At 65.8% G+C, this 24,023-nt stretch carries 24 protein-coding genes; 15 read left to right on the plus strand and 9 right to left on the minus strand.

What is annotated here, in order from left to right; all coding sequences use genetic code 11:
• The 4 genes from QW861_RS28980 to QW861_RS28995 form a co-directional block, all read left to right on the plus strand.
• A partial coding sequence (locus QW861_RS28980; protein WP_315753145.1) for a flagellin occupies positions 1-1,422 on the plus strand: 1,422 nt, incomplete at its 5' end.
• 227 nt (positions 1,423-1,649) lie between these two features.
• The gene (locus tag QW861_RS28985) at positions 1,650-3,221 is read left to right on the plus strand and encodes a flagellin (protein WP_315715998.1); all 1,572 of its coding nucleotides are present in this window, start codon (positions 1,650-1,652) and stop codon (positions 3,219-3,221) included.
• Between the two features lie 371 nt (positions 3,222-3,592).
• Positions 3,593-3,958: a flagellar biosynthesis regulator FlaF gene (gene flaF, locus QW861_RS28990; protein WP_315715999.1), complete on the plus strand. Its 366-nt coding sequence runs from the start codon at positions 3,593-3,595 to the stop codon at positions 3,956-3,958.
• 156 nt (positions 3,959-4,114) lie between these two features.
• Positions 4,115-4,273: a hypothetical protein gene (locus QW861_RS28995; protein WP_315753144.1), complete on the plus strand. Its 159-nt coding sequence runs from the start codon at positions 4,115-4,117 to the stop codon at positions 4,271-4,273.
• 90 nt (positions 4,274-4,363) lie between these two features.
• Here QW861_RS28995 and QW861_RS29000 read toward each other — a convergent pair whose 3' ends face one another.
• The 4 genes from QW861_RS29000 to QW861_RS29015 form a co-directional block, all read right to left on the minus strand.
• Positions 4,364-4,750, minus strand: a complete 387-nt coding sequence (locus QW861_RS29000) for a hypothetical protein (protein WP_315716001.1) — start codon at positions 4,748-4,750, stop codon at positions 4,364-4,366.
• Between the two features lie 216 nt (positions 4,751-4,966).
• Positions 4,967-5,452 carry a hypothetical protein gene (locus QW861_RS29005; RefSeq protein ID WP_315716002.1) on the minus strand — a complete coding sequence of 162 codons (486 nt, stop codon included), beginning with the start codon at positions 5,450-5,452 and terminating at the stop codon, positions 4,967-4,969.
• A gap of 56 nt (positions 5,453-5,508) precedes the next feature.
• A complete protein-coding gene (gene flgJ, locus QW861_RS29010; RefSeq protein ID WP_315716003.1) occupies positions 5,509-5,895 on the minus strand; it encodes a flagellar assembly peptidoglycan hydrolase FlgJ in 387 nt (128 codons plus the stop codon).
• Positions 5,895-7,019 carry a flagellar basal body P-ring protein FlgI gene (locus tag QW861_RS29015; protein ID WP_315716004.1) on the minus strand — a complete coding sequence of 375 codons (1,125 nt, stop codon included), beginning with the start codon at positions 7,017-7,019 and terminating at the stop codon, positions 5,895-5,897. Before QW861_RS29015 ends, flgJ begins: the two co-directional genes overlap by 1 nt.
• Before the next feature lie 269 nt (positions 7,020-7,288).
• Here QW861_RS29015 and QW861_RS29020 point away from each other — a divergent pair, with 269 nt between their 5' ends.
• Entirely contained in the window at positions 7,289-7,702 is a 414-nt protein-coding gene (locus QW861_RS29020) for a flagellar assembly protein FliX (RefSeq protein WP_315738785.1), read from the plus strand.
• Between the two features lie 14 nt (positions 7,703-7,716).
• Here the strand turns inward: QW861_RS29020 and QW861_RS29025 are convergent, their stop codons facing one another.
• Positions 7,717-8,091 (minus strand): helix-turn-helix domain-containing protein, encoded by a 375-nt coding sequence (locus tag QW861_RS29025; RefSeq protein WP_315716006.1) that lies wholly within the window; start codon positions 8,089-8,091, stop codon positions 7,717-7,719.
• 144 nt (positions 8,092-8,235) lie between these two features.
• On the opposite strand from QW861_RS29025, the gene QW861_RS29030 reads away from it, so the two are divergent.
• The 5 genes from QW861_RS29030 to QW861_RS29050 all read left to right on the plus strand — a co-directional run bounded on the left by QW861_RS29030 (position 8,236) and on the right by QW861_RS29050 (position 12,888).
• Positions 8,236-8,847: an NAD(P)-dependent oxidoreductase gene (locus tag QW861_RS29030; protein WP_315716007.1), complete on the plus strand. Its 612-nt coding sequence runs from the start codon at positions 8,236-8,238 to the stop codon at positions 8,845-8,847.
• A gap of 228 nt (positions 8,848-9,075) precedes the next feature.
• On the plus strand, positions 9,076-9,441 hold the full coding sequence (dksA, locus tag QW861_RS29035) for an RNA polymerase-binding protein DksA (protein WP_170323279.1): 366 nt from the start codon (positions 9,076-9,078) through the stop codon (positions 9,439-9,441).
• A 233-nt stretch (positions 9,442-9,674) separates the two neighbouring features.
• Complete coding sequence (locus tag QW861_RS29040; protein ID WP_315753143.1) at positions 9,675-11,771, plus strand: sensor histidine kinase; 2,097 nt, start codon at positions 9,675-9,677, stop codon at positions 11,769-11,771.
• 6 nt (positions 11,772-11,777) lie between these two features.
• Entirely contained in the window at positions 11,778-11,954 is a 177-nt protein-coding gene (locus tag QW861_RS34075) for a hypothetical protein (RefSeq protein ID WP_409998674.1), read from the plus strand.
• Between the two features lie 142 nt (positions 11,955-12,096).
• Positions 12,097-12,888, plus strand: a complete 792-nt coding sequence (locus tag QW861_RS29050) for a 2-keto-4-pentenoate hydratase (protein ID WP_315753142.1) — start codon at positions 12,097-12,099, stop codon at positions 12,886-12,888.
• Between the two features lie 357 nt (positions 12,889-13,245).
• On the opposite strand, the gene flgH is transcribed toward QW861_RS29050, so the two are convergent.
• Genes flgH through flgF form a run of 4 tightly spaced genes read right to left on the minus strand, consistent with a single transcriptional unit; the run spans position 13,246 to position 16,693 of the window.
• Positions 13,246-14,025, minus strand: coding sequence for a flagellar basal body L-ring protein FlgH (flgH, locus tag QW861_RS29055; protein WP_315716010.1), 780 nt, complete (start codon positions 14,023-14,025; stop codon positions 13,246-13,248).
• 5 nt (positions 14,026-14,030) lie between these two features.
• Complete coding sequence (gene flgA, locus QW861_RS29060) at positions 14,031-15,095, minus strand: flagellar basal body P-ring formation chaperone FlgA (RefSeq protein WP_315753141.1); 1,065 nt, start codon at positions 15,093-15,095, stop codon at positions 14,031-14,033.
• A gap of 22 nt (positions 15,096-15,117) precedes the next feature.
• Positions 15,118-15,906, minus strand: a complete 789-nt coding sequence (gene flgG, locus QW861_RS29065; protein WP_315716012.1) for a flagellar basal-body rod protein FlgG — start codon at positions 15,904-15,906, stop codon at positions 15,118-15,120.
• A 22-nt stretch (positions 15,907-15,928) separates the two neighbouring features.
• Positions 15,929-16,693, minus strand: coding sequence for a flagellar basal-body rod protein FlgF (gene flgF / locus QW861_RS29070; RefSeq protein WP_315753140.1), 765 nt, complete (start codon positions 16,691-16,693; stop codon positions 15,929-15,931).
• Between the two features lie 377 nt (positions 16,694-17,070).
• Here flgF and fliL point away from each other — a divergent pair, with 377 nt between their 5' ends.
• From fliL to QW861_RS29095, 5 genes are all read left to right on the plus strand, one after another.
• Complete coding sequence (fliL, locus tag QW861_RS29075; RefSeq protein ID WP_315716014.1) at positions 17,071-17,565, plus strand: flagellar basal body-associated protein FliL; 495 nt, start codon at positions 17,071-17,073, stop codon at positions 17,563-17,565.
• A gap of 20 nt (positions 17,566-17,585) precedes the next feature.
• Complete coding sequence (gene fliM / locus QW861_RS29080) at positions 17,586-18,788, plus strand: flagellar motor switch protein FliM (RefSeq protein ID WP_315716015.1); 1,203 nt, start codon at positions 17,586-17,588, stop codon at positions 18,786-18,788.
• A complete protein-coding gene (locus QW861_RS29085) occupies positions 18,785-19,270 on the plus strand; it encodes a DUF6468 domain-containing protein (protein ID WP_315753139.1) in 486 nt (161 codons plus the stop codon). Before fliM ends, QW861_RS29085 begins: the two co-directional genes overlap by 4 nt.
• The gene (locus QW861_RS29090; protein WP_315716017.1) at positions 19,267-20,037 is read left to right on the plus strand and encodes a flagellar protein FlbB; all 771 of its coding nucleotides are present in this window, start codon (positions 19,267-19,269) and stop codon (positions 20,035-20,037) included. The genes QW861_RS29085 and QW861_RS29090 overlap by 4 nt, the downstream gene beginning before the upstream one ends.
• A 103-nt stretch (positions 20,038-20,140) precedes the next feature.
• The gene (locus QW861_RS29095; protein ID WP_316193810.1) at positions 20,141-23,905 is read left to right on the plus strand and encodes a tetratricopeptide repeat protein; all 3,765 of its coding nucleotides are present in this window, start codon (positions 20,141-20,143) and stop codon (positions 23,903-23,905) included.
• The last annotated feature ends 118 nt before the right edge of the window (positions 23,906-24,023 follow it).

The raw sequence follows: 24,023 nt of genomic DNA on the forward strand, positions 1-24,023 counted from the left end.
AATCCGACCAACTTCTTCACCGCCCAGGGTCTCGACAACCGCGCTTCCGACATCTCCAATCTGCTCGACGGCATCGGCAACGGCGTGCAGGTGCTGCAGGCCGCCAACACCGGCATCACCTCGCTGCAGAAGCTCGTCGACAGCGCCAAGTCGATCGCCAACCAGGTTCTGCAGAGCGCGGTGGGCTACTCCACCAAGTCGAGCGTGACCTCGGCGGCTCTGACCGGCGCGACCGCCACAGACCTGCTCGGCTCCAGCTCGACGGCTGTGACCGGCTCGGTCGTGAACAACGACAATACCTCGAGCGCGGTGGCGATCACCGGCTCGACCAAGCTGTCGGGCACGGCGGGCACCGCGTCGAACAACCTCGCCTCCGGCATCACCTCCGGTGAGACGCTGGTCGTCAACGGCACCACCTTCACCTTCATCACCGGCACGTCCTCGACGGGCACCAACATCGGCATCGGCGACAGCGTCAGCAACCTGCTGTCGGCGATCCAGACCCAGACCGGCGTCACCGCGTCGATCACGGCGGGTGCGATCACCTTGACGCCGCCGGCGGCGGGATTGACGCTCTCGGGCAGCACCGGCACCTTGGGCAAGCTCGGGCTGACTGCTGTCGGCGACGGCTTGTCAGGTCAGACCTTGACGATCGGCGCCACAGGAGGTGGCACGGCGACGAGTGTCACGTTCGGTCTAGGGACAGGGCAGGTCAAGTCGCTGAACGATCTCAACACCAAGCTCGCGGCGAACAACCTGCAAGCCTCGATCGATACCACCGGCAAGATCTCGATCACCACGACCAACGACGCGGCTTCGGCCACGATCGGCGCGATCGGCGGTACGTCGGCTGCATCCAGCCAGGCCTTCAACGGTCTGACGGCGGCGGCTCCGGTGGCGGATGCGACCGCGCAGACGCAGCGCGCGAGCCTGGTCTCGCAGTACAACAACGTGCTGGCGCAGATCAACACGACCGCGGCCGACGCCTCGTTCAACGGTGTCAACCTGCTGAACGGCGATACGCTGAAGCTGACCTTCAACGAGAACGGCAAGTCGACGCTCTCGATCACCGGTGTGACCTTCAACACTGGCGGTCTTGGCCTGTCGAACCTCACCTCGGGCACCGACTTCCTCGACAACAACTCGGCGAACAAGGTGATCACCCTGTTGAACTCGGCGAGCTCGACGCTGCGGTCGGAAGCCTCCACGCTGGGTTCGAACCTGTCGGTGGTGCAGATCCGTCAGGACTTCAACAAGAACCTGATCAACGTGCTGCAGACCGGCTCGTCGAACCTGACGCTGGCCGACACCAACGAGGAAGCGGCCAACAGCCAGGCGCTGTCGACCCGCCAGTCGATCGCGGTGTCCGCGCTGTCGCTCGCCAACCAGTCGCAGGCGAGCGTGCTGCAGCTGCTGCGCTGATCCACAAGCATCGCATCTCGACGACCAGGGCGGCGGGGGAAACCCCGCCGCTTTTTTTCGCCTGGTTTGGCCGTCCGGCCCGTATCAATACTGGTCTGGAACCGGACGCGAGTGGAGCCAAGGATCGCAACCAGTCGTTAAGCAAGAAATTTAAAGTGCCATTAACCATGTTTTAAAAGTGGGTGGACTAGAACCCCCTGGTGAATAACTAGGAAGGTTTCACACACATGTCCGGTATCGTTCTCTCGGCTTCGGTTCGCCAAAACCTGCTGGCGCTGCAAAACACCGCATCGCTGCTGGCCACGACTCAAAACAACCTGGCCACCGGCAACAAGGTCAACACGGCGCTCGATAACCCCACCGAATTCTTCACCTCGCAATCGCTCAACAACCGCGCGAGCGACATTGCGAATCTGCTCGACAGCATCGGCAACGGTGTCCAGGTTCTCCAGGCTGCGAATACCGGTCTCACCTCACTTCAGAAGCTTGTCGACAGCGCCAAATCGATCGCAAGCCAAGTGCTTCAGGCGCCGACGGGATACACCACCAAGTCGAGCGTGACCTCCGCGGTCATCTCAGGGGCGACGGCGAACAACCTGCTCGGCAGCTCCTCAAACAATTTCGTGACCGGCAGCACGGTCAACAACGACAACCTCAGCTCGGCCGTTGCGATCACCGGATCCACCAGGCTGTCGGGTACGGCGAGCTCGACCTCGAACGACCTGGCGAGCAGCGTCACCACCGGCGATACGCTCGTGGTCAACGGTGTCGTGTTCACCTTCGTGGCCGGCTCGGTCTCGGCCGGTACCAATATCGGCGTCGGCGACACCGTCAGCAACCTCCTGGCTGCCATCGATTCGGTAACCGGAGCCACCGCAACGCCGTCCACGGTGGCAGCGGGCAAGATCCAGCTGGCGACAGGCACGGCGCAGGATCTGACAGTATCGGGCACGGCCCTGGCCAAGCTCGGATTGACCGCCGGCACGACCACACGAAATCCGCCAGCCTTGACAGGACAGACGCTGACAATTGCCTCGACAGGGGGCGGCGTCGCAACGAACATAACGTTCGGCACAGGTGCTTCGCAGATCTCGACGCTGGCACAGCTCAATACGGCGCTCGCGGCCAACAACCTGCAGGCCAGCCTGAGCACGACGGGCCAGCTTACGATCCTCACCACCAACGAAGCGGCATCGTCGACGATCGGCGCGGTCGCCGGCTCTTCGACCGCGGCCAGCATGGCCTTCAACGGCGTGACGGCCTCGACCCCGGTGGCCGACACCAACTCTCAGACGACGCGTGCCGGCCTGATCGCGCAGTACAACAACGTCCTGGCGCAGATCAACACCACGGCGCAAGACGCCTCGTTCAACGGCATCAACCTGCTCAACGGCGACACGCTCAAGTTGGTGTTCAACGAGACCGGACGGTCCACGCTGAACATCACCGGCGTGACCTTCAACAGCACCGGTCTCGGCCTGTCGGCGCTGGTGGTCGGAAGCGACTTCCTCGACAGCAACTCGGCCAACAAGGTGCTCACGACCTTGAACAGTGCATCGACCGCGATCCGCTCTGAAGCGTCGTCGCTCGGTTCGAACCTCTCGATCGTGCAGATCCGTCAGGACTTCAACAAGAACCTGATCAACGTGCTGCAGACCGGCTCGTCGAACTTGACCTTGGCCGACACCAACGAGGAGGCGGCCAACAGCCAGGCGCTGTCGACGCGCCAGTCGATCGCGGTCTCCGCGCTCGCGCTGGCCAATCAGTCGCAGGCGAGCGTGCTGCAGCTGCTGCGCTGACGCGCGAACGTACCGGAATAATATCTCATCGAAGCGGCGGGCCATGCCCGCCGCTTCTGCGTTAGGCTATGCCGAGCGTGCCGGCACTGGTCTCCGTTCGATGTCGGGGCAGTGAGTCAGCTCTGTGAGAACGCCGTTGTTCGTGTAGTTCGCGCCGCTCGGGCGGGATGAACAACGTACGAGCTTCGTCCGGACATTTTGAATCACCGCGTTCGCAAGAAATTAAGAGGTGCACCAAACAAAGCGATTTCCGGTGCTCCGTGACGCTACGAAACAAATTCCGCTAACGGCCGCTAACCATATTTTAAAGGCACACAAAGTACAAAACCTGAGCAGTTTGGTCGTGTCCCTGCGTCAGTCCGGAGTAGTTGATGTCATATGCCGCTCAAGCCTATGCCCGCACGTCGCAGACGACGGCATCACCACGGGAGATCGAAGCTCAGGCTCTTTTGAAAGCGGCACGGCAGCTGCAGGAAGTCCAGGCCAATTGGAACGGCCCTGATCGCAACATGTACAAGGCTCTGCTCTTCAATCGTCGCTTGTGGACGATCTTCATGAGCGCGATGGAGGCGGACGACAATCCGAATCCGCTCGACATCCGCCAGAACATCGCAAATATCGGCGTGTTCGTGATGAAGCAGACGATCGAGATGCAGATGGACCCGGATCCGGCGAAGCTCAAGTCGCTGATCGACATCAACTGCCACATCGCCGCGGGGTTGTCCGGGCGGAGCTGACCGTCGGGGGCAGGGCGGGAGGCGCGTCGTCGTGACCGATATCGCCAGCATCCTGTCTGCGTCCTACAAGTCGAACCTGCGCAGTACGGCGCGAAGCAACAGCAGATACGTGGCCGTCTATCCGACGCTCTATATCGGGCGGCTGGAGCGGAAGACATGCCAACGGGAAGTCGTTCCCGGTCTCATGCGTTCAGGATCGGCGATACGAAGTTCACGCCGACCGGCAACGGCAAGGCCCAGATCAAGAACGTGGTTGCCGACGCCGCCTCGGGCCGGACCTATCTCGACACCGCCTACGCGATACGGAGCCGTTGATCCGCCAAAGCTGCGCGGCTCGATACGGCAATGCCGCCCGGTGGGGCGGCGTGCGGGCGGCGGAATGAAGCGGCCCGGTTCCGCGGGGGCTCAGGCAGTGCGATCGGTCGCCACGACGCGCGGCACGTCCGCCCTCTGCATATCCTTCTGCAGGTCGAGCGTGTTGAAGTAGGCCCGGCGGCGCAGCACGGCCTCATCTGGATATTGGGTCACGACCTGGTCGGTCTTGCGGTTGACCACCTGGAACACCAGAGCGGCAGCGGCGCGATCGTAATAGGCTTGGCGTGATACGGACAGATCGTTTGCGATGTTGACCGGGATGTCGTTGCGCACGGGGACGCCGGGCTCGGCCGCGGTCACGGTCTGGCTGGGAGGAAGGTCCGTCGGAACAGCGCTCACCACCGCCTGGCTCGACGGCGGAATTATCGGAACGGACGCAGGCGTCCCTACCGGTCTTACGCTGAAATCGGAACTCATGGCAGCCTCCTCATGGCCATCGAGTCAATTCCCAACCCATCCCGCTTGCAACTATGCCGATGACCAATCAACGTTATGTTAGGAAATAGGATGAACACCGCGTTGTGATTCGCGCCGGCCTTTTAAGCTTATCCGAGCGTTAAACGGCGGCGGCCGCGCGGCCCTCGAGGCGGCGCGGCGCGGCGCTGCGATGCAGATGGGGGCTGGCGGTGAGGCTCAGAGCGTTCGGCTGACGGCGAGCGGGGTGAGGTGCCGTGCGCCCGGGGCGGCGCGGCGGCCGCCGGCGGTATAGGTGCTGGGGATGTTCTTGCGCTGAACCTCGGCATTGACGCCGCGCACGATCTTTTCCGAGATCGCGTGCGCCGTCGCCAGCACGGTCAGGTTCACCTGCAGCATGGCGCGAAAGGTGTCGTGGTGGCGATGCAGGGTGGCGAGCAGCTCCGGCGCGGTCTGCTTCATGAAATTCTGGCTCGCCTTGAGGCGGCCCACGGTCGTGACGTAGTGGCGGGACAGCTCGGTCTTCTTGGGGCCGAACGCCATGCCTTCGCGCAGCTTGCCGGCGCGGACCAGTTCGGTCTCCTGCTCGATGACCGCGATCAGCTCGCTCATGACGCTCACCATCTCGTCGGCGAGCGCGCGTGCCTCTGCGGCGCTGGTGGCGGCCGTGTAGGTCGTCTTCTTCGCTTGTCCCTGTGCGGTCATTTCATAACTCCCTTCGGCGTGAGCGTTTGCCGCCCACGCGCTCGTCACGCGAACATCTACGCTTTGCCGTTGGCGCCGGAGCTGCTGCCGGCCTGTTGCAGGATGAGAGTGCGGAAGACGTCGTTTGAGATGCCGACGCCGCCGGCCTTGGCGAAGTTCTTGGAATATTGCTCCGTCAGCATCGAGCGCCAGACGCCGGTGCCCGGCGTGTCGCCGAACGGACCTTCGCCCTTCACGCCGCTGGTCATCTGCGAGAACATGCTGTTGAGGAACATGGCTTCGAAGTCGGTTGCCGTCGCCTTGGCCCTGGCCTGTGCCTTGGGCGAGACCTTGGTCAGAGCCGCCGCGAGATCGAGATCGGTGCGCGGCGCGGTGACGGCCGCGGCCGTCGGCATGCTGAGAGCGACGCGGCCATGATAGGAGTCGATGAAGGACGTCGCCATCACATCACCTCGATGTCGGCTTCGATCGCGCCGGCCGCCTTGATGGCCTGCAGGATGCTGATCAGGTCGCGGGGGCCGATGCCGAGGCCGTTGAGGCCGTCGACCAGTTGCTGCAATGACACGCCGTCCCTGACGACCGCGAACTTCTTGCCTTCCTCGGTGACGCCGACGCTGGTGCGCGGCGTGACCACGGTGCGGCCGCGCGACAGCGGATTGGGCTGGCTGACCTGCGGACTTTCGGAGATCGTGACGGTGAGGTTGCCCTGGGCCACGGCGACGGTCGCCACACGCACGTCGCGACCCATCACGATGATGCCGGAGCGCTCGTCGATGACGATCTTGGCGGCGAGATCCGGGTCGACCTGCAACTGCTCGATCTCGGTCAGCAAGGCGACGACGTTGCCCTTGAACTCCGGCGGGATGCTCAGCTGCACCGTCGACGGATCGATCGGCTCGGCAGTCTTGACGCCGAGGAAATCATTGACCGCGGCCGCGATGCGCTTGGCGGTGGTGAAGTCGGCGTTGCGCAGCGCAAGCCGCACGTTCGGCAGCCGGTTCAGCGCGAACTCGATCTCGCGCTCGATGATGGCGCCGTTGGCGATGCGGCCGACCGTCGGCACGCCGCGCACGATCTTGGCGGCCTCGCCCTCGGCCTGGAAACCGGAGATCGCGAGCGAGCCCTGCGCCACCGCATAGACGTTGCCGTCGGCGCCGAGCAGCGGGGTGACGAGCAGGGTGCCGCCCTGCAGGTTCTTGGCGTCGCCGAGCGCGGAGACCGTCACGTCCATGCGCGTGCCTTGCGTGGCGAATGGCGGCAGGTTTCCGGTGACCATGACAGCGGCGACGTTGCCGGTGCGGATGGTGGCGCCGCGGATGTTGACGCCCATGCGCTCGAGCATCGCCTGCAGCGACTGCTTGGTGAACGGGATGTTGTTCAGCGTATCGCCGGTGCCGTTGAGGCCGACCACGAGGCCGTAGCCGATCAGCTGGTTCTGGCGCACGCCCTCGATATTGGCGAGATCCTTGATCCGCGAGGTCGCATTCGCAGACATAATGGTAGATGCCAGCGCCAGCACCGCGGCGCAGGCGACCTGAAACAGGCGCGTAGTTCGGACGCGTCGCATCCTATGCTCCCCTCGAACTCTTCAAGTGATCACTCGGCCACTCCCATGACCGCATGATCGGCATTAACTATGCGAGGGCCGTGCCACAGCGATGCTCCGGGCTAACTCATTGAAAGAGTGTGAAATCGACTCGAAGCTTTGTCGCGGTCCAGGGTTACTCCGGGGGAACGAAGCTGCCGCCCCGGCAGAATTTGCCGGGCCGTTTACGCACCGTTAACCACGGCGGAGCCAATCTCCCGCTCGACACGCGAAGCTTGCGGGAGCCATCGATGCGCATCTACGGACCGAACGGCACGACCCTGGGCTCGTCGACCAGCTCCACGCGGAAGACCTCGTCCAGCGGCTTCAAGCTGCCTGACGTCGGCACCACGCAGGACACGCGCGCGACCCTCGCGCCGAAGCAGACGGCGAACATCGATGCGCTGCTGGCGCTGCAGGGCATCGAGGAGGAGCCGGCGGAGCGCCGCAAGCGCTCGGTCCAGCGCGGCAAGCGCGCGCTCGACGTGCTCGATGATCTCAAGCTGACGCTGCTGTCCGGCAAGCTCGACACTGCGATGGCGCTGCGGCTTCGCGATGCCGCGGCCGACCTGAAGCAGACCTCGGGCGACCCGGGACTGGATGCGATCCTCTCCGAGATCGAACTGCGCGTCGAGGTCGAGCTCGCCAAGGCCGGGCGGAGCTGAGACGCTTCGCGCGTTCAAGCCGCCTTCGACGGCTGTTGCGCGTCGTAGCGCCGCTGCGCGGCGGTGACCTCCTTGAGATGACGCTCGGCCCAGTCGCGCAGCGGATCGACCGCGGCGGCGAGCGTCAGCCCGAGCGGCGTGATCGAATATTCGACGGTGACCGGGACGGTCGCGATCGCGCGCCGCCGCACCAGGCCGTCGCGCTCCAGGCTCTTCAGCACCTGGGACAGCATCTTCTGCGAAATCCCTTCGATCGACCGCCGCAACTGATTGAAGCGCAAGGGTTCGTTGCGCAGCAGGATCAGGATCAGCACGGCCCATTTATCGCCGACGCGGTCCAGGATCTGTCGCGTTGGGCAGTCGGCCGAATAGACGTTCGCGGCTCTCATCGGTTACTCCGGCGTGACCAGGTGATCTTAAAGTGCGCTCTTAACACCAGCATTCATTCCGTTATCTAGTCACTATCGGATACCAAGGCGGCTTCGTCCAGACCTCGGATCCGACCTCGTGATCTCGAACATAGGAGTTTCCCCATGAAGATCGCCGTCGCCGGCGCCTCCGGCCGTGCCGGGTCCCGCATCACCGCCGAGTTGGCCAGCCGCGGCCACCAGGTCACCGGCATTGCCCGCAACCCGGACAAGATCGAGAAGCACGCCAACGTCACGGCGGTGCGGGGGGACGCCAACGACCGCGCCGCGCTGGCGAAACTCTGGGCCGGCCATGACGTCGCGATCAGCGCGATCCATTTCTCGGCCAGCGATGTCGAGACCCTGATCGGGGCGGCCAAGGACTCCGGCGTATCGCGTTACCTCGTGGTCGGCGGCGCCGGCTCGCTCGAGGTCGCGCCGGGTGTGCGGCTGGTGACGACGCCCGGCTTTCCGGCCGCCTACAAGGCCGAAGCGGAGAAGGGCGCCGCGTTCCTCGACCGCCTGCGCCAGGAGAAGGAGCTCGATTGGACCTTCCTGTCGCCCTCTGCGATGATCGATTTCGGCCCCCGGACGGGCAAGTTCCGGCTCGGAACGGATCAGCTGCTGGTCGATGCCGACGGCAAGAGCTTCGTCACCTTCGAGGACTTCGCGGTCGCGATGGCCGACGAAATCGAGCGTCCAGCCCACCGGCGGGCCCGTTTCACGGTCGGTTACTGAGGCCGTCCACGGCGTCCCGCCGGCTGGGGCCGAATTTGCCTGTGCAACGGCCCGAACGGCGGGGCGCCCGTGCCGATGGAAATATTGTCTGTCACATGAGGCCGCTATATAACGCGGCCGCGAACGGGCGTATTCCGTCCGCCGGTGCCGAAACCGGCGCCAGCACGTACAGATGGGCTGACCTTGGAAAAGTTGAAGAACTACAAACCTTCCGAAAAAGAGCCTTTCATGAACGAACGCCAGCGCGACTATTTCCGCGCCAAGCTGCTGGCATGGAAGGAGGAGATCCTGCGCGAATCGAAGCTCACCCTGCAGGCTCTGCAGGAGGAGAACGTGAACCATCCGGACCTCGCCGACCGCGCGTCGTCGGAGACCGATCGGGCGATCGAGCTTCGCGCCCGTGACCGCCAGCGCAAGCTGATCTCCAAGATCGACGCGGCGCTCCAGCGCATCGAGGACAACACCTACGGCTATTGCGAGGAGACCGGCGAGCCGATTTCGCTGAAGCGGCTCGAGGCCCGTCCCATTGCGACGCTGTCGGTGGAGGCGCAGGAACGCCACGAGAAGCGTGAAAAGGTCTATCGCGACGAGTAGGTCGCGACATTGACCTGAACGAGCGGGGATTGCGGCCGCTTGCCGGGTGCGGCCGCAGCGTCTGTTGCTGAGACGGCGCCGGTGTGCGCGAGGTCGAGTGTCTCGTCACCTGAGCGGTCTGCGGGCCGGCAATGCCGGCACGACCGCGCGCGCTGTTGGTTTTCCAAGCGTCCGGAACTTTTTCGCGTCTGCTGAATTATCGGCGGTTCCATCTCGGAACGCCGCGGGGAATCATGGGCGAGCCGGACATAGCCAGGGGCGCGCTGGCAACGATGGAGCGTTCCTATGGCGCCTTGAGCATCAAGGGGCGCCTCCTTCTCCTGGCCGGCATTCTGTTCCTGCCCTGCGTCGGGCTGATCGCCTATGTCATCGTATCGATGGCGCAATCCGCCGACGCCTCGATCCGGCGCGGCCTGTCCTATGCCGCGCAGACGATCTCCGGTGCCGTCGACGCCGAATTGCGGCGCTACATCGCGCTCGCCGAGGTGCTGGGCAAGTCTCCGGATCTCAGTGCCGCCGATCTCAGCAACTTCGAGGCGGAGGCGCGCCGCGTCGGTGCGGTCAGCGGCGAAGGCTGGATCATCGTGTCGGACGCGAGCGGCCGCATCCTGCTCAACACCGGGGCGACGCCGGGCAAGCCGCTCGGCGAGCGCGCGCCCGAAGGCTGGGGCTCGCAGGAGCGCGCTTTTCAGTCCGGAAGGCCGTCGATCTCCGACATCTTCACCGGTCCCAATTCCGGCGCGTGGGTGGCGACCGTTGATGTCCCCGTCTTCAAGGACGGCAAGCCGTTCCGCTGCCTTTCGATTGCCATGCCAGCCGCGAACTACACCCGGCTGCTGGCCCAGCAGCAGCTGCCGGCCGACTGGCTGGTCGGCATCATGGACGGCCAGGGCCGCTACATTTCGCGCATCCCGAAGAACGCCACCTCGACCGGGCAGCCGGCGTCGGCCGGATGGCGGGCGACTGCCAAGGCTGAGGGGATCGCGGAGTTTCCGTCGATCGAGGGTGATCGGATCATCAACGCCAATGCGCGTCCCCAACTGAGCGACTGGACTGTCGGGGTCGGCATCAAGCAGGCGGCTTTCGCCCAGGCGATCTCCTCGACGGTGCAGACCGCAACCATCGCGGCGACGACGATCTGTGCCCTGGCGCTGCTGCTGGCGGCCGGCATCGGCCGAAGCATCGCCCGGCCGCTCGAAAGCATCGCCGTCAAGCGCGCCATCCCCGGCGAGGCCGCGCCCTCCGATCCCCCGGAGGTCCGGGCGCTCAACGCCCGACTAGCTGCGGCCGAAAAGGCGCAGGCGGAGAGTGCACGCGTCATCCAGGAGAATTTCGGGATGCTCGCCCAAGCCAGGGACGATGCGTCGCGCACGGCCGGGCAGCTCAAACTCGCCGCGAAATACGGACGGCTTGGCACCTTTACCTGGGACGGCAGATCCGGCGCCAGCCACTGGTCCGATGAGATCGAAGAGCTCTATGGACTTGCGCCGGGCACGTTCCCCGGGACCTATGACGCCTGGCTGGCGCTGGTGCATCCCGAGGACCAGGCGCGTGCCGACCGGGACAACAAGCAGGCGCTGACAACCGGGGAGCTCGATTCGGAATGGCGGGTGCCGCTGCCCGACGGCTCGATCCGCTGGATCGAGGCGCGCGCCCGCATGTTGGGTGGCGAGGGCGGCGGCGATCCGTACATGATCGGCGTCAACATCGACGTCACGGCCGCGAAGGAAGCCGACCGCAAGCGCGAACTGCTCGTGCATGAGCTGGCCCATCGCGTCAAGAACAGCCTTGCCGTGGTGCAATCGCTGGCGCATCAGCTGCTGCCGCGGCACGACGCCAAGGTCCGCGATTTCACGTCACGCCTGCATGCGCTGGCGACGGCGCACACGAGCCTTGCCGAGAACGACTGGCAGGGCGCCGATCTCGCCGCCCTCATCAGGAGTCAGGTCGCGCCGTTCGCCAGCACACCGGATCAACTCGCCACCAGCGGCCCCGCCATCCTGGTTCCGGTCGAGCTGACGACGCAGCTGGCTCTCGTCATCCACGAGATGGCCTGCAACGCCAGCAAATATGGCGCGCTCACCACGCCCGACGGCCACGTCGATGTCAGCTGGTCGTTGGCGCAGGACGCGCTGCATGTTCGCTGGCAGGAAAGCGGTGGCCCGCCGGCAACGGAGCCGCCAGTGGTCGGCTTCGGCAGCCGGCTGCTGACCCGCACGGTCAGGCATCTGCAGCGGACGTTTGCCGAGAGCGGGCTGACCTGCCAGTTCGAGCTGCCCTGGCTCAAGACGCCTGGCGAGAGTTCGGTGGCCGCAACGGAGGCGGGCTGAGCGCCGGTGCGCGAAACGCTGCGCGGCTGGTCCCGACATGGCCTCGCCCGAAGTCCAAGCGAGGCGGGCGTCGACAAGGCGCGGCGTCTGCGCGGCTGGAGTTCGCGCTCCAACGAGGACGCGATCGTCGCCACTGCGGAAAGTCTGCTCGAACTCGGCATCGTGAAACGTGAAATCGGTTGAACGAGCCGCTTGCGCTGCGGCCGCGCCGTCTCAAATTGTTGATGAAGCTGAGATGGGAGCCCAAAACTCGTTTATAAACAATCCGTTCACCATAGATCCTGCGATGCCGGTTCGGACCGCGGGCCAAGGGAGTTGAAGGGCCATGGGAGCAGACGAGATACTTTCCGCTGCGCGACTGATCGTAGATGCCCGCAAGCAACGGGCGCCCTTGGGGGCTCTGCCGCCTCAGCTTCAGCCGAAGGATGAAGCTGCCGGCTATGAGATCCAGCGCGAAGTCCATTGGCTGCTCGCCGAACAGGCCGGTGACTTCGCCGGCTACAAGATCGGCTGCACCAGCAAGGTGATGCAGGACTATCTTGGCATTCCGCATCCCTGTTCCGGCGGAGTGTTCGCGTCCGGTATTCACCAGACAGGTGTCGAACTGCGCACGGCCGACTTCGTCCGCGTGGGCGTCGAATGCGAGATCGCCGTGCGGCTCAAGCACGACCTGCTGCCGTTGGACGCGCCGTTCACCATGGATCGTGTCGTCGAGGCGATCGGCGACTGTCACGCGGCGATCGAGATCGTCGACGACCGTTATGTGCAATGGCAGACGCTGGGCGCGCCGACGCTCGTCGCCGACGATTTCTTTGCTGCCGGCTGTGTCCTCGGCCCTGCGCTCCCACGCGCTGCCGTAGCGGACTTGGCCGCGGTGCAGGGCCGTGCCATCGTCAACGGCACCTTGGTCGGCGAGGGCACTGGCGCGGATGTGCTGGGACATCCTGTCCATGCGCTGGCCTGGCTTGCCAATCATCTCGCCGCCAGTGGTGACGGGCTCGAGGCCGGGCAGCTCGTCCTGACCGGCAGCCTGGTCAAGACGATCTGGCTCAAGGCCGGCGACCGGGTAAGGATGGAGCTGGACGGCCTCGGTGTGGTCGAGGCGACGTTCGGGTGAGCCGAGGTAGGGCCGGAACGTCTTGAGCTGGGGTCCGTCAGCTCGGGTGTGACAGCCAAAACGAACGCGGCCTCCGGCAGGGGAGCTACCGGAGGCCGCGTATACATCACCCGCCGCGCCTAGGTTCGCATTGGGCAATGTGGGAGCTCGTTTTCAGAGAAGGGCGGCGGCTGCGGGGGTCATGCGCCGTGACCCATATCGCGCTCGGCCATCCCTTGTCCGACCCTCCCGCGCTGGGAGGGATTTCGGTCGTGTGTCCTGGTCCTCGTTTCGATTTGCGCCTTGCGAGGTCATCGCATGGGCGGCTTCCTGAGCGACCGGGCGGGCTCCGCCCGGTCATTGATGCTGAGGTTTGCCTCAGAACGGCAGCAGGATATCCATCACCTGCTGGCCGTAGCGCGGCTGCTGGACGTCGGAGATCTGGCCGCGGCCGCCGTAGGAGATGCGGGCCTGGGCGATCTTGGTGGAGTCGATGGTGTTGTCGCTCTGGATGTCCTCGGGCCGCACGATGCCGGCCACGATCAGCTCGCGGATCTCGTAGTTGACCCGGATCTCCTGCTTGCCTTCGACGACGAGGTTGCCGTTCGGCAGCACCTGCGTCACGACCGCGGCGACGCTGGTGGTCAAGGACTCCGACCGCTGGATCGTGCCCTTGCCGTCCGAGGACGAGGTGCCGTCGGCAGTCAGGATGCGGCCGGGCAGCACCTTCTGCGCCTGCACGCCGAGCGTCTTCGCGCCGATGAAGTCGGTGATGCCCGAATCCTCCTTGTTGGTGCGGCTGCGCTGGGTCTCGTTGGCGAAATTGGCCTTGTCGGAGATGCTGACCGTGACGGTCAGGAGGTCGCCGACCTGACGGGCGCGCTGGTCCTTGAAGAAGGCGCGCGAGCCGTTGCGCCACAGCGAGTTCGGCGCGTAGGACACGGTTTCGGGCTTCGGCATCGGCATCTGCACCGGCTTGTAGCCCGGCTGCGTGGTCGGATTGTCGATCTCCGTCAGCTTCGGCCGCTCGCCAATCTGGCTGAGACGGTCGATCGAGGAGCATCCGCCGGCGATCGACAGCACCGCGAAGGAAACCGAGATCAGCGCGACCCGGCGCAGGCTCGAGACGCCCCGATCATCAAACTTGAACTTCGACATGAAACTTACTCGGCTTTCGGGGTGGCGGAGGTGGGAAGGCGGCTGGCGACGGCGACGGGTGCGGCGATGTCGGCTTCGGAGGTCTGCGCCGGCTTGGCGACGGCGATGTCGACGGAGACCTGGCCGCGACCCGAGACGCGGCCCGTCACGGTGCGCTTGGACTGCAGATTGAGCACGCTGACGACGTCGCCTTCGGTGCCCGACTCCAGCGCCTTGCCGCGCGTGGTGAGATAGATGCCGGCGGTCTGGAAGATCAGCGTGACCGCCTGGTCGCGCTGCACGAGGTCGGGCTTGGCGAGGTCAGTGGTCCTCAGCGCCTGGCCCGCGCGCGCCGGGCGGCGCATCTGCATGCCTACTGCGAGCTCGCGCGTGGCGGGGTCGCCGCCGCCGAGCTCGGCGCGCGGCCGCCGCTCGGTCTGCAGGTCGCCTGAGCGGATCATCTCGTTGCGGTCGATGTTGCGGGTCAGCACCACGGCCTCGACGGTTTCGATCGCCGTGCCGGTGTAGCGCAGCTTGGTCGGGCTCGCGCCGTTGGCATGGCCGAGCTCCAAGGTGATGTCGAAGCGGCCGCTGCGCGGGTCGAACCGGACGCTGGTCGGCGCCAGCGTGCCCGACGTCGAGGCCTCGAATTTGAGGTCCTGCACCGGCTGGTCGAAGCTGATGCTGAGGTTGGCGGCATCGCCAAGTCCGTTGCGGTGATCGAGCGCCTGGGCCACCGTCGTGCTGATCTCCTTGGCGTCGACGGCGCGCGCCAGCCGCGTGACCGCGACCTCCTTGATGTCGCGGACCTCGACGCCGATCACCTGGTGGGTGCGCAGGGTCGCGATCACCTGCGCGGCCGGCAGCACGCCGGTCGTGCCGAGGTCGGGCGCGCGGTAGACGGCGATGTTGGCCGCGACGCCCGCATTGTCGATCAGGTCGCCGACGCGAACGATGTCGCCGGTGACGTTCACGGTGGAGCGCAGCACGGGCGCCTTGATCTGGTCGTCGGCCTCGCCGGCCAGCGCCGATAGCGCAGTCGAGGCGAGCAGGGCGGCCGCAAGAACGAAGGGACGGACGGTACGGGTCATGACGGTGATCTCCCTTCGAACCTCAGCGGAACAGCGCAGTGGTCGACTGCAGCATCTGGTCCGCGGCCGAGATGACCTTGGCGTTCATCTCGTAGGCGCGCTGCGCGGCGATCAGCTCGCTCATCTCGCTGACGACGTCGACATTGGCCTGCTCCAGGCTGCCCTGGGTGATGCTGCCGAGACCGTCCTGGTTGGCGACGCCGTCCTGCGGCGGCCCGGAGGAGGGGGTGTCGGTGAACTGGTTGTTGCCGACCGGCTGCAGGCCGGCCTTGTTGATGAAGCGGGTGACCTGGAGCTGGCCGATGATGTTCGAGGTGGTCGAGCCCGGCAGCGTCACAGAGACCTGGCCCTGGGCGTTGACGGTGATGCCCGAGGCGTTCTGCGGGATCGTGATGGTCGGCTGCACCGGGTTGCCCTGGGCGGTAACGATGCGGCCCTGATTGTCCATCTGGAAGGTGCCGTCGCGGGTGTACTGGAAGGTGCCGTCGGGCATCAGCACCTTGAAGAAGCCCTCGCCAGAGATCGCGAGGTCGAGATCGTTGCCGGTCTGCGACAGAGTGCCCTGCGTCATCGAGCGCGGCGTGCCGACGGTCTTGACGCCGCCGCCGATGTCGATGCCGACGGGCAGGATCGTGCCCTGGTCCGACGACTGCGCGCCGACGCGGCGCATGTGCTCGTAGATCAGGTCCTGGAACGCCACCGTCTGCTTCTTGAAGCCGGTGGTGCGCAGGTTGGCGATGTTGTTGGAGATCACCTGAACGTTGAGTTCCTGTGCCGCCATTCCGGTCGCAGCGGTGTGAAGCGCCTGCATGTCACGTCTCCTTCAAGATCTGTCAGGCCGGAACGTCGGCGAGTTTCTCGATCGCGTTCTTGCGCAGGTCGCTCTGGACCTGGAGCATGTTGGCGACCTGGGTGTAGGCGCGCATCACTTCGACCATCTTGCTCATCTCGCCGACCGCGCTGACGTTCGACTTCTCGATGTAGCCCTGCTGCACGGTCGACTTGGTGTCCTGCTGCGGGATGGCGCCGCCGGCGGCGGCGTAGAGGTTGTTGCCCTGCTTCTGCGCGGCCTGCGGATCGGCGAAGTTGACAATGCGCAGCTTGCCGCGGATCGAGTCGGTGCGGTTGACGCCCTCGACCACCGTCACGGTGCCGTCGGGCGAGATGTTGATGTCGTGGTCGGTCGGCTGAAACACGATCGGACCGCCGGTGCCGAGCACGAGGTCACCGGCGGCGGTGACGAGCTGGCCGAGATTGTTCATGTGCAGATTGCCGTCGCGGGTGTAGCGCTCGCCGGCCGCGGTCTGCACCGTCAGGAAGCCGTCGCCCGTGACGGCGACGTCGAGCGCGTTGCCGGTGCGCTGCATCGAGCCCTGCGAGAAGTCGCGATAGGTGCCGCGGTCCTGGACATAGGACACCCTGCGGGCGGCGCCCGGAAAATTGTCTTCATGCGCGCCGGAGGAGAGATACTCCTCGAACAGCTGCTGATCGGCCTTGAAGCCGTTGGTGTTGACGTTGGCGACGTTGTTGGCAACGACGTCGAGTTGCCGCTCCAGCACCATCTGTCGCGACAATCCGATGAGAAGCGCGTTCTCCACCGGTCGATCTCCCCTCTTAACGAATCCCGTTCGCGGCACCTCTCCCAAGGCGGTCTCGACCGGGTCTTCAACGAACCGTTCAGCTCTCCCAAGCCGGCGGGTTCGCAAGGGGTACAGCGAAAGCCGTGCCACTATGAAAATCGTATTCTTATCAATGAATTAGAGTTTCGATGGCGTCCGAAACGCCCGGCAATAACGTCTCGCTAACCATAATTGCCCGGCAAGATTTTCCCACCGCCTCGGCAAAAGAAAGCTTCCGTTAACCATTGTTACCGTAGCGTTCACTCAACAAAGCGCAGATGCGCTGGGAGCGTTGGTTTCGCGTCATTAAGCTTTCTGGCGGCATCGGCTCGATTTTCCGGAAGGATCCGAAAGCTATGGCCGAGAACGACGCCGGAGCAGGCGAAGGCGAGGAGCAAGCAGGCTCGCCGAAGAGCAAGCTCAAGCTGATCATCATGGTCGTCGGCGCGCTGGCGCTGCTCGGCGTCGGTGGTGCGGCCTATTTCTTCTTCTTCAGCCACAAGAACGACGAGCATCACGCCGAGGCGGCGCCGCCGCCGAAGCCGCCGGCCTTCGTCGAGGTGCCGGACCTTCTCGTCAACCTGGTCGGCAATCCCGGTGACCGCGTCCAATATCTGAAAGTGAAGATCGTGCTCGAGGTGAAGGAGGAGAAGCAGGTCGAGTCGATCAAGCCGACGCTGCCGCGCGTCACCGACATCTTCCAGACGTACTTGCGCGAGCTCCGGCCGAGCGACCTCAACGGCTCGGCGGGCCTGTTCCGGCTCAAGGAGGAGCTCACCAAGCGGGTCAACGTCGCGCTGGCGCCCAACCAGGTCAACGCGGTGTTGTTCAAGGAAATCGTGGTCCAGTAAGGCAAAGAAGCTCAACGATCATGGCGGGCAACGATCAAGTCGACCAGGATGCGATAGCCGCGCAATGGGAAGCCTCGCTCGACTCGGAGGATCCCACAGAGGCCGCGGAAGCCGCAGCAGCCAATGAACTCACCGAATCGATGGCCCTGCAATGGGCCGCGATGGTCGAGGACGGCAGCCGCGATTTCGGCGCCACCAAGAACGGCGGCGAGCGGGTGCTGTCGCAGGAGGAGATCGACAATCTCCTCGGCTTCACCGCCGGCGAGGTCAGTCTCGACGACCATTCCGGCATTCGCGCGATCATCGATTCGGCGATGGTCTCCTACGAGCGTCTGCCGATGCTCGAAATCGTCTTCGACCGCCTGGTGCGGCTGATGACGACGTCCTTGCGCAACTTCACCTCCGACAACGTCGAGGTCTCGCTCGATCGCATCACCTCGGTGCGCTTCGGCGACTACATGAACTCGATCCCGCTGCCCGCCGTGCTCAGCGTGTTCAAGGCGGAGGAGTGGGAGAATTTCGGGCTCGCCACCGTCGACTCGACCCTGATCTATTCGATCATCGACGTGCTGCTCGGCGGCCGCCGCGGCAACACCCAGCTCCGCGTCGAGGGTCGCCCCTACACGACGATCGAGACCAACCTGGTCAAGCGCCTGATCGAGGTGGTGCTGAGCGATGCCGAGCAGGCGTTCCGGCCGCTGTCGCCGGTGCGCTTCACCATCGACCGGCTCGAGACCAATCCGCGTTTCGCCGCGATCAGCCGGCCCGCCAATGCCGCGATCCTGGTGAAGCTGCGGATCGACATGGAAGACCGCGGCGGCAACATCGAGCTGCTGCTGCCTTACGCGACGATCGAGCCGATCCGGCCGGTGCTGTTGCAGATGTTCATGGGTGAGAAGTTCGGCCGCGATCCCGTCTGGGAAGGCCACTTCGCCACCGAGATCGCCAAGGCCGAGATCGCCGTCGACGCCGTGCTCTACGAGGCCGACGTGCCGCTGAAGCAGCTCATGAAGCTGAAGGTCGGCGACACCCTGCCGCTCGACATCCGTCCCGATGCGCTGGTCGCGGTCCGCTGCGGCAGCACCATGCTGACGGAGGGGCGGATGGGGCGGGTCGGCGACCGCGTCGCGATCCGTGTCACCAAGAATTTGCGCAAGCCGAATACGACGCTTGCGATGTTCGAAGGCGCAGAAGGCCAGAACAAGTTGATGGAGGCCCAATGAACCACTCCCTCGGATTGATCATCGAAAGCCTGGTGGCGGTCCTTCTCGTGCTGACCATCGGCTATTGCATGCTGCTGAATTCCAGGCTCAAGCGGCTGAAGGCGGACGAGCATTCGCTCAAGGCCGTGATCGCGGAGCTGATCACCGCGACCGAGATCGCCGAGCGGGCGATCGGCGGCCTCAAGCTCGCGGTGCGCGACGTCAACGACAATCTCGGCAATCAGCTCGCCGCCGCGACGCAGATGTCCGACCAGTTGCGCAAGCAGCTCGCCGAGAGCGACGGCGTGGTGCGCCGGCTGTCGCGCATCGCCAGCGCCGCGCGACCCATCACCTCGCCTGAAGCCGCGCCGGAGCCGGCCCCTGCGCCTGCGCCGGTGCCGGCGATCACGACCGAGCCGGTGCGCGTCTCCAGTGCCAAGGCGGTTGCCGCCGCGGCCCAGGCATTCTCCGAACGTCGAAGGACTGGTGGCCTTGCCGCATGAATGCGTTTCGTAACATCCGCGTCATTCCCGTCGTCCTGATCGCGGTGGCCTGCCTTGCGGTCCTGAAGGTGGCCGGCCTCGTGATCGATGGCGGCTACGTTTTCGACTATGACCCTCACCCGACCAAGCGGTCCTGGGCCCAGGAGAACCTGGGCTATCCCGGCCGCGAGGACAACGACATCGTCACCGGCTCCACGCACGGCGCGCCGAAGGAGAAGAAGGAGGAGGCGCCCAAGCCCGCCGCTCCCGACACCAAGCCCGAGGGCGTGGTGATCAAGCCCGAGGAGAACCAGCAGCAGGTGTCGCCGGCGGAGAAGGCGATCCTCGAGCGGCTGCAGTCGCGTCGCCAGGAGCTCGACGCGCGCGCGCGCGAGATCGACATCCGCGAGAGCCTGCTGCGCGCCGCCGAGCAGCGCATCCAGTCCAAGACCGAGGAGATGAAGGCGATCGAGGGCCGCATCTCCGGCGCGCAGGCCGCCAAGACCGAGGCCGACAACGCCCGCTTCAAGAGCATCGTCACGATGTACGAGGGCATGAAGCCGAAGGATGCCGCCAAGGTGTTCGACCGGCTCGAGATGTCGGTGCTGATCGAGATCGCCTCGCAGATCGCCCCGCGCAAGATGTCGGACATTCTCGGTCTGATGACGCCGGAGGCCGCCGAGCGGCTCACCGTCGAGCTGGCGCGCCGGGCCGGCGCCGACAGGCCCGAGACCAGCGCCGAGCTGCCGAAGATCGAGGGCAAGATCGTGCCTGTGAAGAGCAATTGAGCCGCATGTTTAATGCGCCCTTAAACGCCGGCACCTAGATTTCCGGCGTGGCGGGGCAGGCGTATCCGTCAAGTTGCGGATGTCGAACCGGAAGCTTGTGACCATGGCGCGCACGACTCCCATTGGATTGCGGTCGACGGCCCGCGCACGGGCGCGCGCCGGCCTTGCCCTGCTGTCGGCCATCGTCATCGGCCTGGTGCTGTCCACGGTCGCGGCGGGCGCTGCGCCGGTGCCCGGCGAGGCGAGCCTGTCGGCCCAGGACGGCTATGCGCGGCTGGTGCTGAAATTCGCCGAGGACGTCAGCGCCGACGTCACCACCGCCGGCTCGATTCTGCTGATCAGGTTCGATCGCGCCGCCACCGTTCCGATCGACCGCTGGGTGGATGCGGCGCCTGACTATATCTCATCGGCCCGCGGCGACCCCGACGGCTCGGCGCTGCGGCTGTCGCTGTCGCGCAAGGTCCGCGTCAACACCATGACCGCGGGCGAACGCGTCTTCATCGATCTGTTGCCCGACAGCTGGACCGGCCCGCCGCCGCCGCTGCCGGCCGAGGTCGTGCGCGAGCTCGCCGAGCGCGCGCGCGCCGCCGAGAAGGCGCTGCGGCTGCAGCGCGCCGAGGCGGAATCGAAGAAGCGGCCGCCGATCCGCGTCCGCGCGCTGGTGCAGCCGACCTTCGTGCGCTTCGTGTTCGAGATCCCCGACGGTGTCGGCATCTCCTCGGTGCTCAACGACCAGAAGCTGTCGCTGTTCTTCACCGCGCCGCTGTCCTTCGATCTCGCCGACGCCAAGCTCGTCGCGCCGCCGAACGTCGCCGCGATCAACCAGCGCATCGACGGCAGCAGGACCGTCGTCGAGCTCGGCCTGGTCGGCGAGGTCGACGTTCGCGCCTTCCGCGAGGAGAAGAACTACAACATCGACGTCGCCTATCAGCAGCCGGACAAGAAGGTCTCCGCAGTCTCCTCGGACACGCTGCCGGGCGCCAAGGCGGCCGCGGCCGAGAAGCCCAACGGCAGCAAGCCCAATGGCGACAAGCCGAAGCAGGCTGCGCAGCCCGAGATCGTGCCGCCGACCTCCGACACCATCGCCAAGGAGATGAAGGCGGAGACCAAGCCGGCGCCTGCGGTCGCGGCGCCGGCCACCGAGCCCGCAGCCCAACCGGCGCCGTCGGCAGCGGCTGTTGCCGCGCCCGCCGCCGCGAAGGCCGAAGCCGCGCCCGAGGCCCCCAAGCCTGAAGCTGCTGCGCCTGAAGCCGTCAAATCCGAAGCCGCCAAATCCGAACCCGCGAAGCCCGAGGCGATGAAGCCGGAGGCCGGCAAAGCCGAAGCCGCCAAGCCCGTCGAGACCAAGTCTGCCGAGACCAAGTCTGCCGAAACCAAGCCTGCCGAAACCAAGCCGGCCGAGAAGGCAGCCAATGGAGCCGCCACCCTGGAGGCCCTGCGCGACAGTGAGGGCCTGCGGCTCACCTTCGGCTTCGGCCAGGTCACGCCGGCGGCGCTGTTCCGCCGCGGCGATACGGTATGGATGGTGTTCGATTCGACCAAGCCCGTCGACGTCGAGCCCATCCGCGCCAAGGGCGGCGCCATCATCGGCGAGGTCAACAGGATGTCGCTCGATAACGGGCAGGCCATCCGGATCCGGCTCAACCGCCCGCAGATGCATTCGCTCGGCAGCGATGACGGCGGGCGCAGCTGGATGCTGTCTTTCGCCGACAAGGGCCAGGCCAATCAGCAGCCGCTGATGGTGATGCGCAACGTCACCGATCCCGCGCTTGCCAATGTGATGGTGCCGCTCGCCAATCCCGGAGCCGGCATGCTGCACCGGGTGACCGACCCGGATGCCGGCGACACGCTGCTGGTCGTGACGGCGCCGCCGCCGATCCGCGGCTTCATCAAGCGCCAGGATTTCGTCGATCTGTCGCTGCTCGATTCCATCCACGGCATCGCGGTTCGTCCGAATTCGGATGACGTCGCCGTCGAGATCGCGCCCGACAAGGTGATCCTGGGCCGGCCGGGCGGGCTGACGCTGTCGTCGATCGGCTTCTCGCCGGAGCGGGCGCCGACCGCTGTCAGGCCGATGTTCGACATCGACGAATGGCAGCAGAACCAGACCCAGCCGTTCGTGCCGCGCGAGGATCTCCTGATCAAGGCCGCGGCCAACGCCGAGCCGGAGCGGCGGGCGCAGGCGCGGCTGGCGCTGGCGCGCTTCTACATGGCGCGAGCGATGTACCCGGAGGCGCGCGGTGTCACCAATCTGATGATCTCCGACGCCGACCCGCGCACCGACGAGACCGCCATGCTGATGATCCATGCGGTGGCGAGCATCCTGATGGGCCGGCCGGACCAGGGGCTCAAGGATCTCGCCACGCCGTCGATCGGGAACAATTTCGACTCCCAGATGTGGAAGGGCCTCGCCTTCGCCCGGCAGGGCAAGTTCGCGGACGCGCGCGAGAAGCTGAAGAACGTCGAGTTCGCCATCGCCTCGCTGCCGCTCGATCTGCAGCGCGTCGTGATCGCTGACGCGATGAAGTCGGCGCTCGAGATCAAGGATTTCGCTGGCGCCGCGAAGCGGCGCGCCGAGCTCGACGTGATCGGCGTGCCCGCGGACATGAAGCCCGACATCGCCGTGCTGCGCGGCCGACTCGCCGAGGCGATGGCGCAGGAGAAGGACGCGCTCGACGACTATCGCTTCGCCGTCAATTCCGACGACCGCATGGCGGCCGCGGAGGCCAAGCTGCTCGAGATCAAGCTTCTGCAGAAGCGCGGCGAGATCAAGCCGCCCGACGCGTTGAAGGAGCTTGAGACCTTGCAGGCGATCTGGCGCGGCGACGCCATCGAGGTGCAGACGTTGCAGATGATGGCGCAGCTCTACGAGGAGGCCGGGCGCTACGCGGACTCGCTCGAGGCCGCGCGCCAGGCCACCCGCCTGATGCCCAACTCCGACTTGGCGCGGCAGGCCCAGGATGCAGCCTCCCGCCTGTTCTCGCAGTTGTTCCTGAGCGGCAAGGCCGACGAGCTTCCGCCGGTCGATGCGCTCAGCATCTTCTACGGGTTTCGCGAGCTGACTCCGATCGGCCGCCGCGGCGACGAGATGATCCGCAAGCTCGCCGACCGCCTGGTCGGCATCGATCTGCTCGACCAGGCCGCCGAGCTTTTGCAATACCAAGTCGACCACCGCCTCGAAGGTGCGGCGCGCGCCCAGGTCGCCGCGCGTCTCGCCATGGTCTACCTCACCAACCGCAAGCCGGACCGCGCCATCGAGGCGCTGCGCACCACCCGCATCGCCGATCTCGCGGGCGAGCTGCGCCAGCAGCGGCTGCTCTTGGAGGCGCGCGCCAACAGTGACATCGGTCGTTACGACCTCGGGCTGGACATCATCAGCAACATCGGCGGCCGCGAGGCGATCCGGCTGCGCTCCGACATCTACTGGGCGTCGCGGCGCTGGCGCGAGGCGTCCGAGCAGATCGAGCTCTACTACGGCGATCGCTGGCGCGATTTCCGCCCGCTCAATCCGGCGGAGCGCGGCGACATCCTGCGCGCCGTGGTCGGCTATGCGCTCGCCGACGACGCCATCGGCCTCGCCCGCTTCCGCGAGAAATATGCGCCGCTGATGACCGGCGAGGCGGACAAGATCGCGTTCGACGTCGCCAGCAAGCCGGCGAGCGGCTCCAGCGCCGAATTCGCGCAGATCGCGAAGATGGCAGCGAGTGTCGACACGCTCGACGGCTTCCTCCGCGACATGCGGGCGCGCTTCCCGGATGCCACCGGCAAGGGACCGGACGGCGGCAAGGATGCCGCGAAGGCCCCGTCGGAAGCGACCGGCGCCTTGCCGCGCATCCAGGGCGTCAAGCAGGCGATCGCCGGCCGTTGATCTCAACGCCGCACGCAGAGCCGGAGAGCCACCAGATGAGCCGACCAAGGCCGAAGCCGAGCTCATCGCGATGCTGTCCGCAATCCGCCCGACGCGCGTCCAGACGAAAGGTCGAGAC

Origin of the sequence: Bradyrhizobium sp. SZCCHNRI1029 (assembly GCF_032487555.1) — a bacterium.
GTDB lineage: Bacteria > Pseudomonadota > Alphaproteobacteria > Rhizobiales > Xanthobacteraceae > Bradyrhizobium.

Excerpts from the sequence above, each read along its gene's own strand:
- QW861_RS29025 (WP_315716006.1), bottom strand. The coding sequence starts at position 8,091 with ATGAGAGCCGCGAACGTCTATTCGGCCGACTGCCCAACGCGACAGATC.
- QW861_RS29030 (WP_315716007.1), top strand. The coding sequence starts at position 8,236 with ATGAAGATCGCCGTCGCCGGCGCCTCCGGCCGTGCCGGGTCCCGCATC.
- QW861_RS29040 (WP_315753143.1), top strand. The coding sequence starts at position 9,675 with ATGGGCGAGCCGGACATAGCCAGGGGCGCGCTGGCAACGATGGAGCGT.
- QW861_RS29085 (WP_315753139.1), top strand. The coding sequence starts at position 18,785 with ATGAACCACTCCCTCGGATTGATCATCGAAAGCCTGGTGGCGGTCCTT.
- fliM (WP_315716015.1), top strand. The coding sequence starts at position 17,586 with ATGGCGGGCAACGATCAAGTCGACCAGGATGCGATAGCCGCGCAATGG.
- flgA (WP_315753141.1), bottom strand. The coding sequence starts at position 15,095 with ATGACCCGTACCGTCCGTCCCTTCGTTCTTGCGGCCGCCCTGCTCGCC.
- flaF (WP_315715999.1), top strand. The coding sequence starts at position 3,593 with ATGTCATATGCCGCTCAAGCCTATGCCCGCACGTCGCAGACGACGGCA.
- fliL (WP_315716014.1), top strand. The coding sequence starts at position 17,071 with ATGGCCGAGAACGACGCCGGAGCAGGCGAAGGCGAGGAGCAAGCAGGC.
- QW861_RS29015 (WP_315716004.1), bottom strand. The coding sequence starts at position 7,019 with ATGCGACGCGTCCGAACTACGCGCCTGTTTCAGGTCGCCTGCGCCGCG.
- QW861_RS29050 (WP_315753142.1), top strand. The coding sequence starts at position 12,097 with ATGGGAGCAGACGAGATACTTTCCGCTGCGCGACTGATCGTAGATGCC.
- dksA (WP_170323279.1), top strand. The coding sequence starts at position 9,076 with ATGAACGAACGCCAGCGCGACTATTTCCGCGCCAAGCTGCTGGCATGG.
- flgH (WP_315716010.1), bottom strand. The coding sequence starts at position 14,025 with ATGTCGAAGTTCAAGTTTGATGATCGGGGCGTCTCGAGCCTGCGCCGG.
- QW861_RS28985 (WP_315715998.1), top strand. The coding sequence starts at position 1,650 with ATGTCCGGTATCGTTCTCTCGGCTTCGGTTCGCCAAAACCTGCTGGCG.
- QW861_RS28995 (WP_315753144.1), top strand. The coding sequence starts at position 4,115 with ATGCCAACGGGAAGTCGTTCCCGGTCTCATGCGTTCAGGATCGGCGAT.
- flgG (WP_315716012.1), bottom strand. The coding sequence starts at position 15,906 with ATGCAGGCGCTTCACACCGCTGCGACCGGAATGGCGGCACAGGAACTC.
- QW861_RS29020 (WP_315738785.1), top strand. The coding sequence starts at position 7,289 with ATGCGCATCTACGGACCGAACGGCACGACCCTGGGCTCGTCGACCAGC.
- flgJ (WP_315716003.1), bottom strand. The coding sequence starts at position 5,895 with ATGGCGACGTCCTTCATCGACTCCTATCATGGCCGCGTCGCTCTCAGC.
- QW861_RS29090 (WP_315716017.1), top strand. The coding sequence starts at position 19,267 with ATGAATGCGTTTCGTAACATCCGCGTCATTCCCGTCGTCCTGATCGCG.
- QW861_RS29000 (WP_315716001.1), bottom strand. The coding sequence starts at position 4,750 with ATGAGTTCCGATTTCAGCGTAAGACCGGTAGGGACGCCTGCGTCCGTT.
- QW861_RS29005 (WP_315716002.1), bottom strand. The coding sequence starts at position 5,452 with ATGACCGCACAGGGACAAGCGAAGAAGACGACCTACACGGCCGCCACC.
- QW861_RS29095 (WP_316193810.1), top strand. The coding sequence starts at position 20,141 with ATGGCGCGCACGACTCCCATTGGATTGCGGTCGACGGCCCGCGCACGG.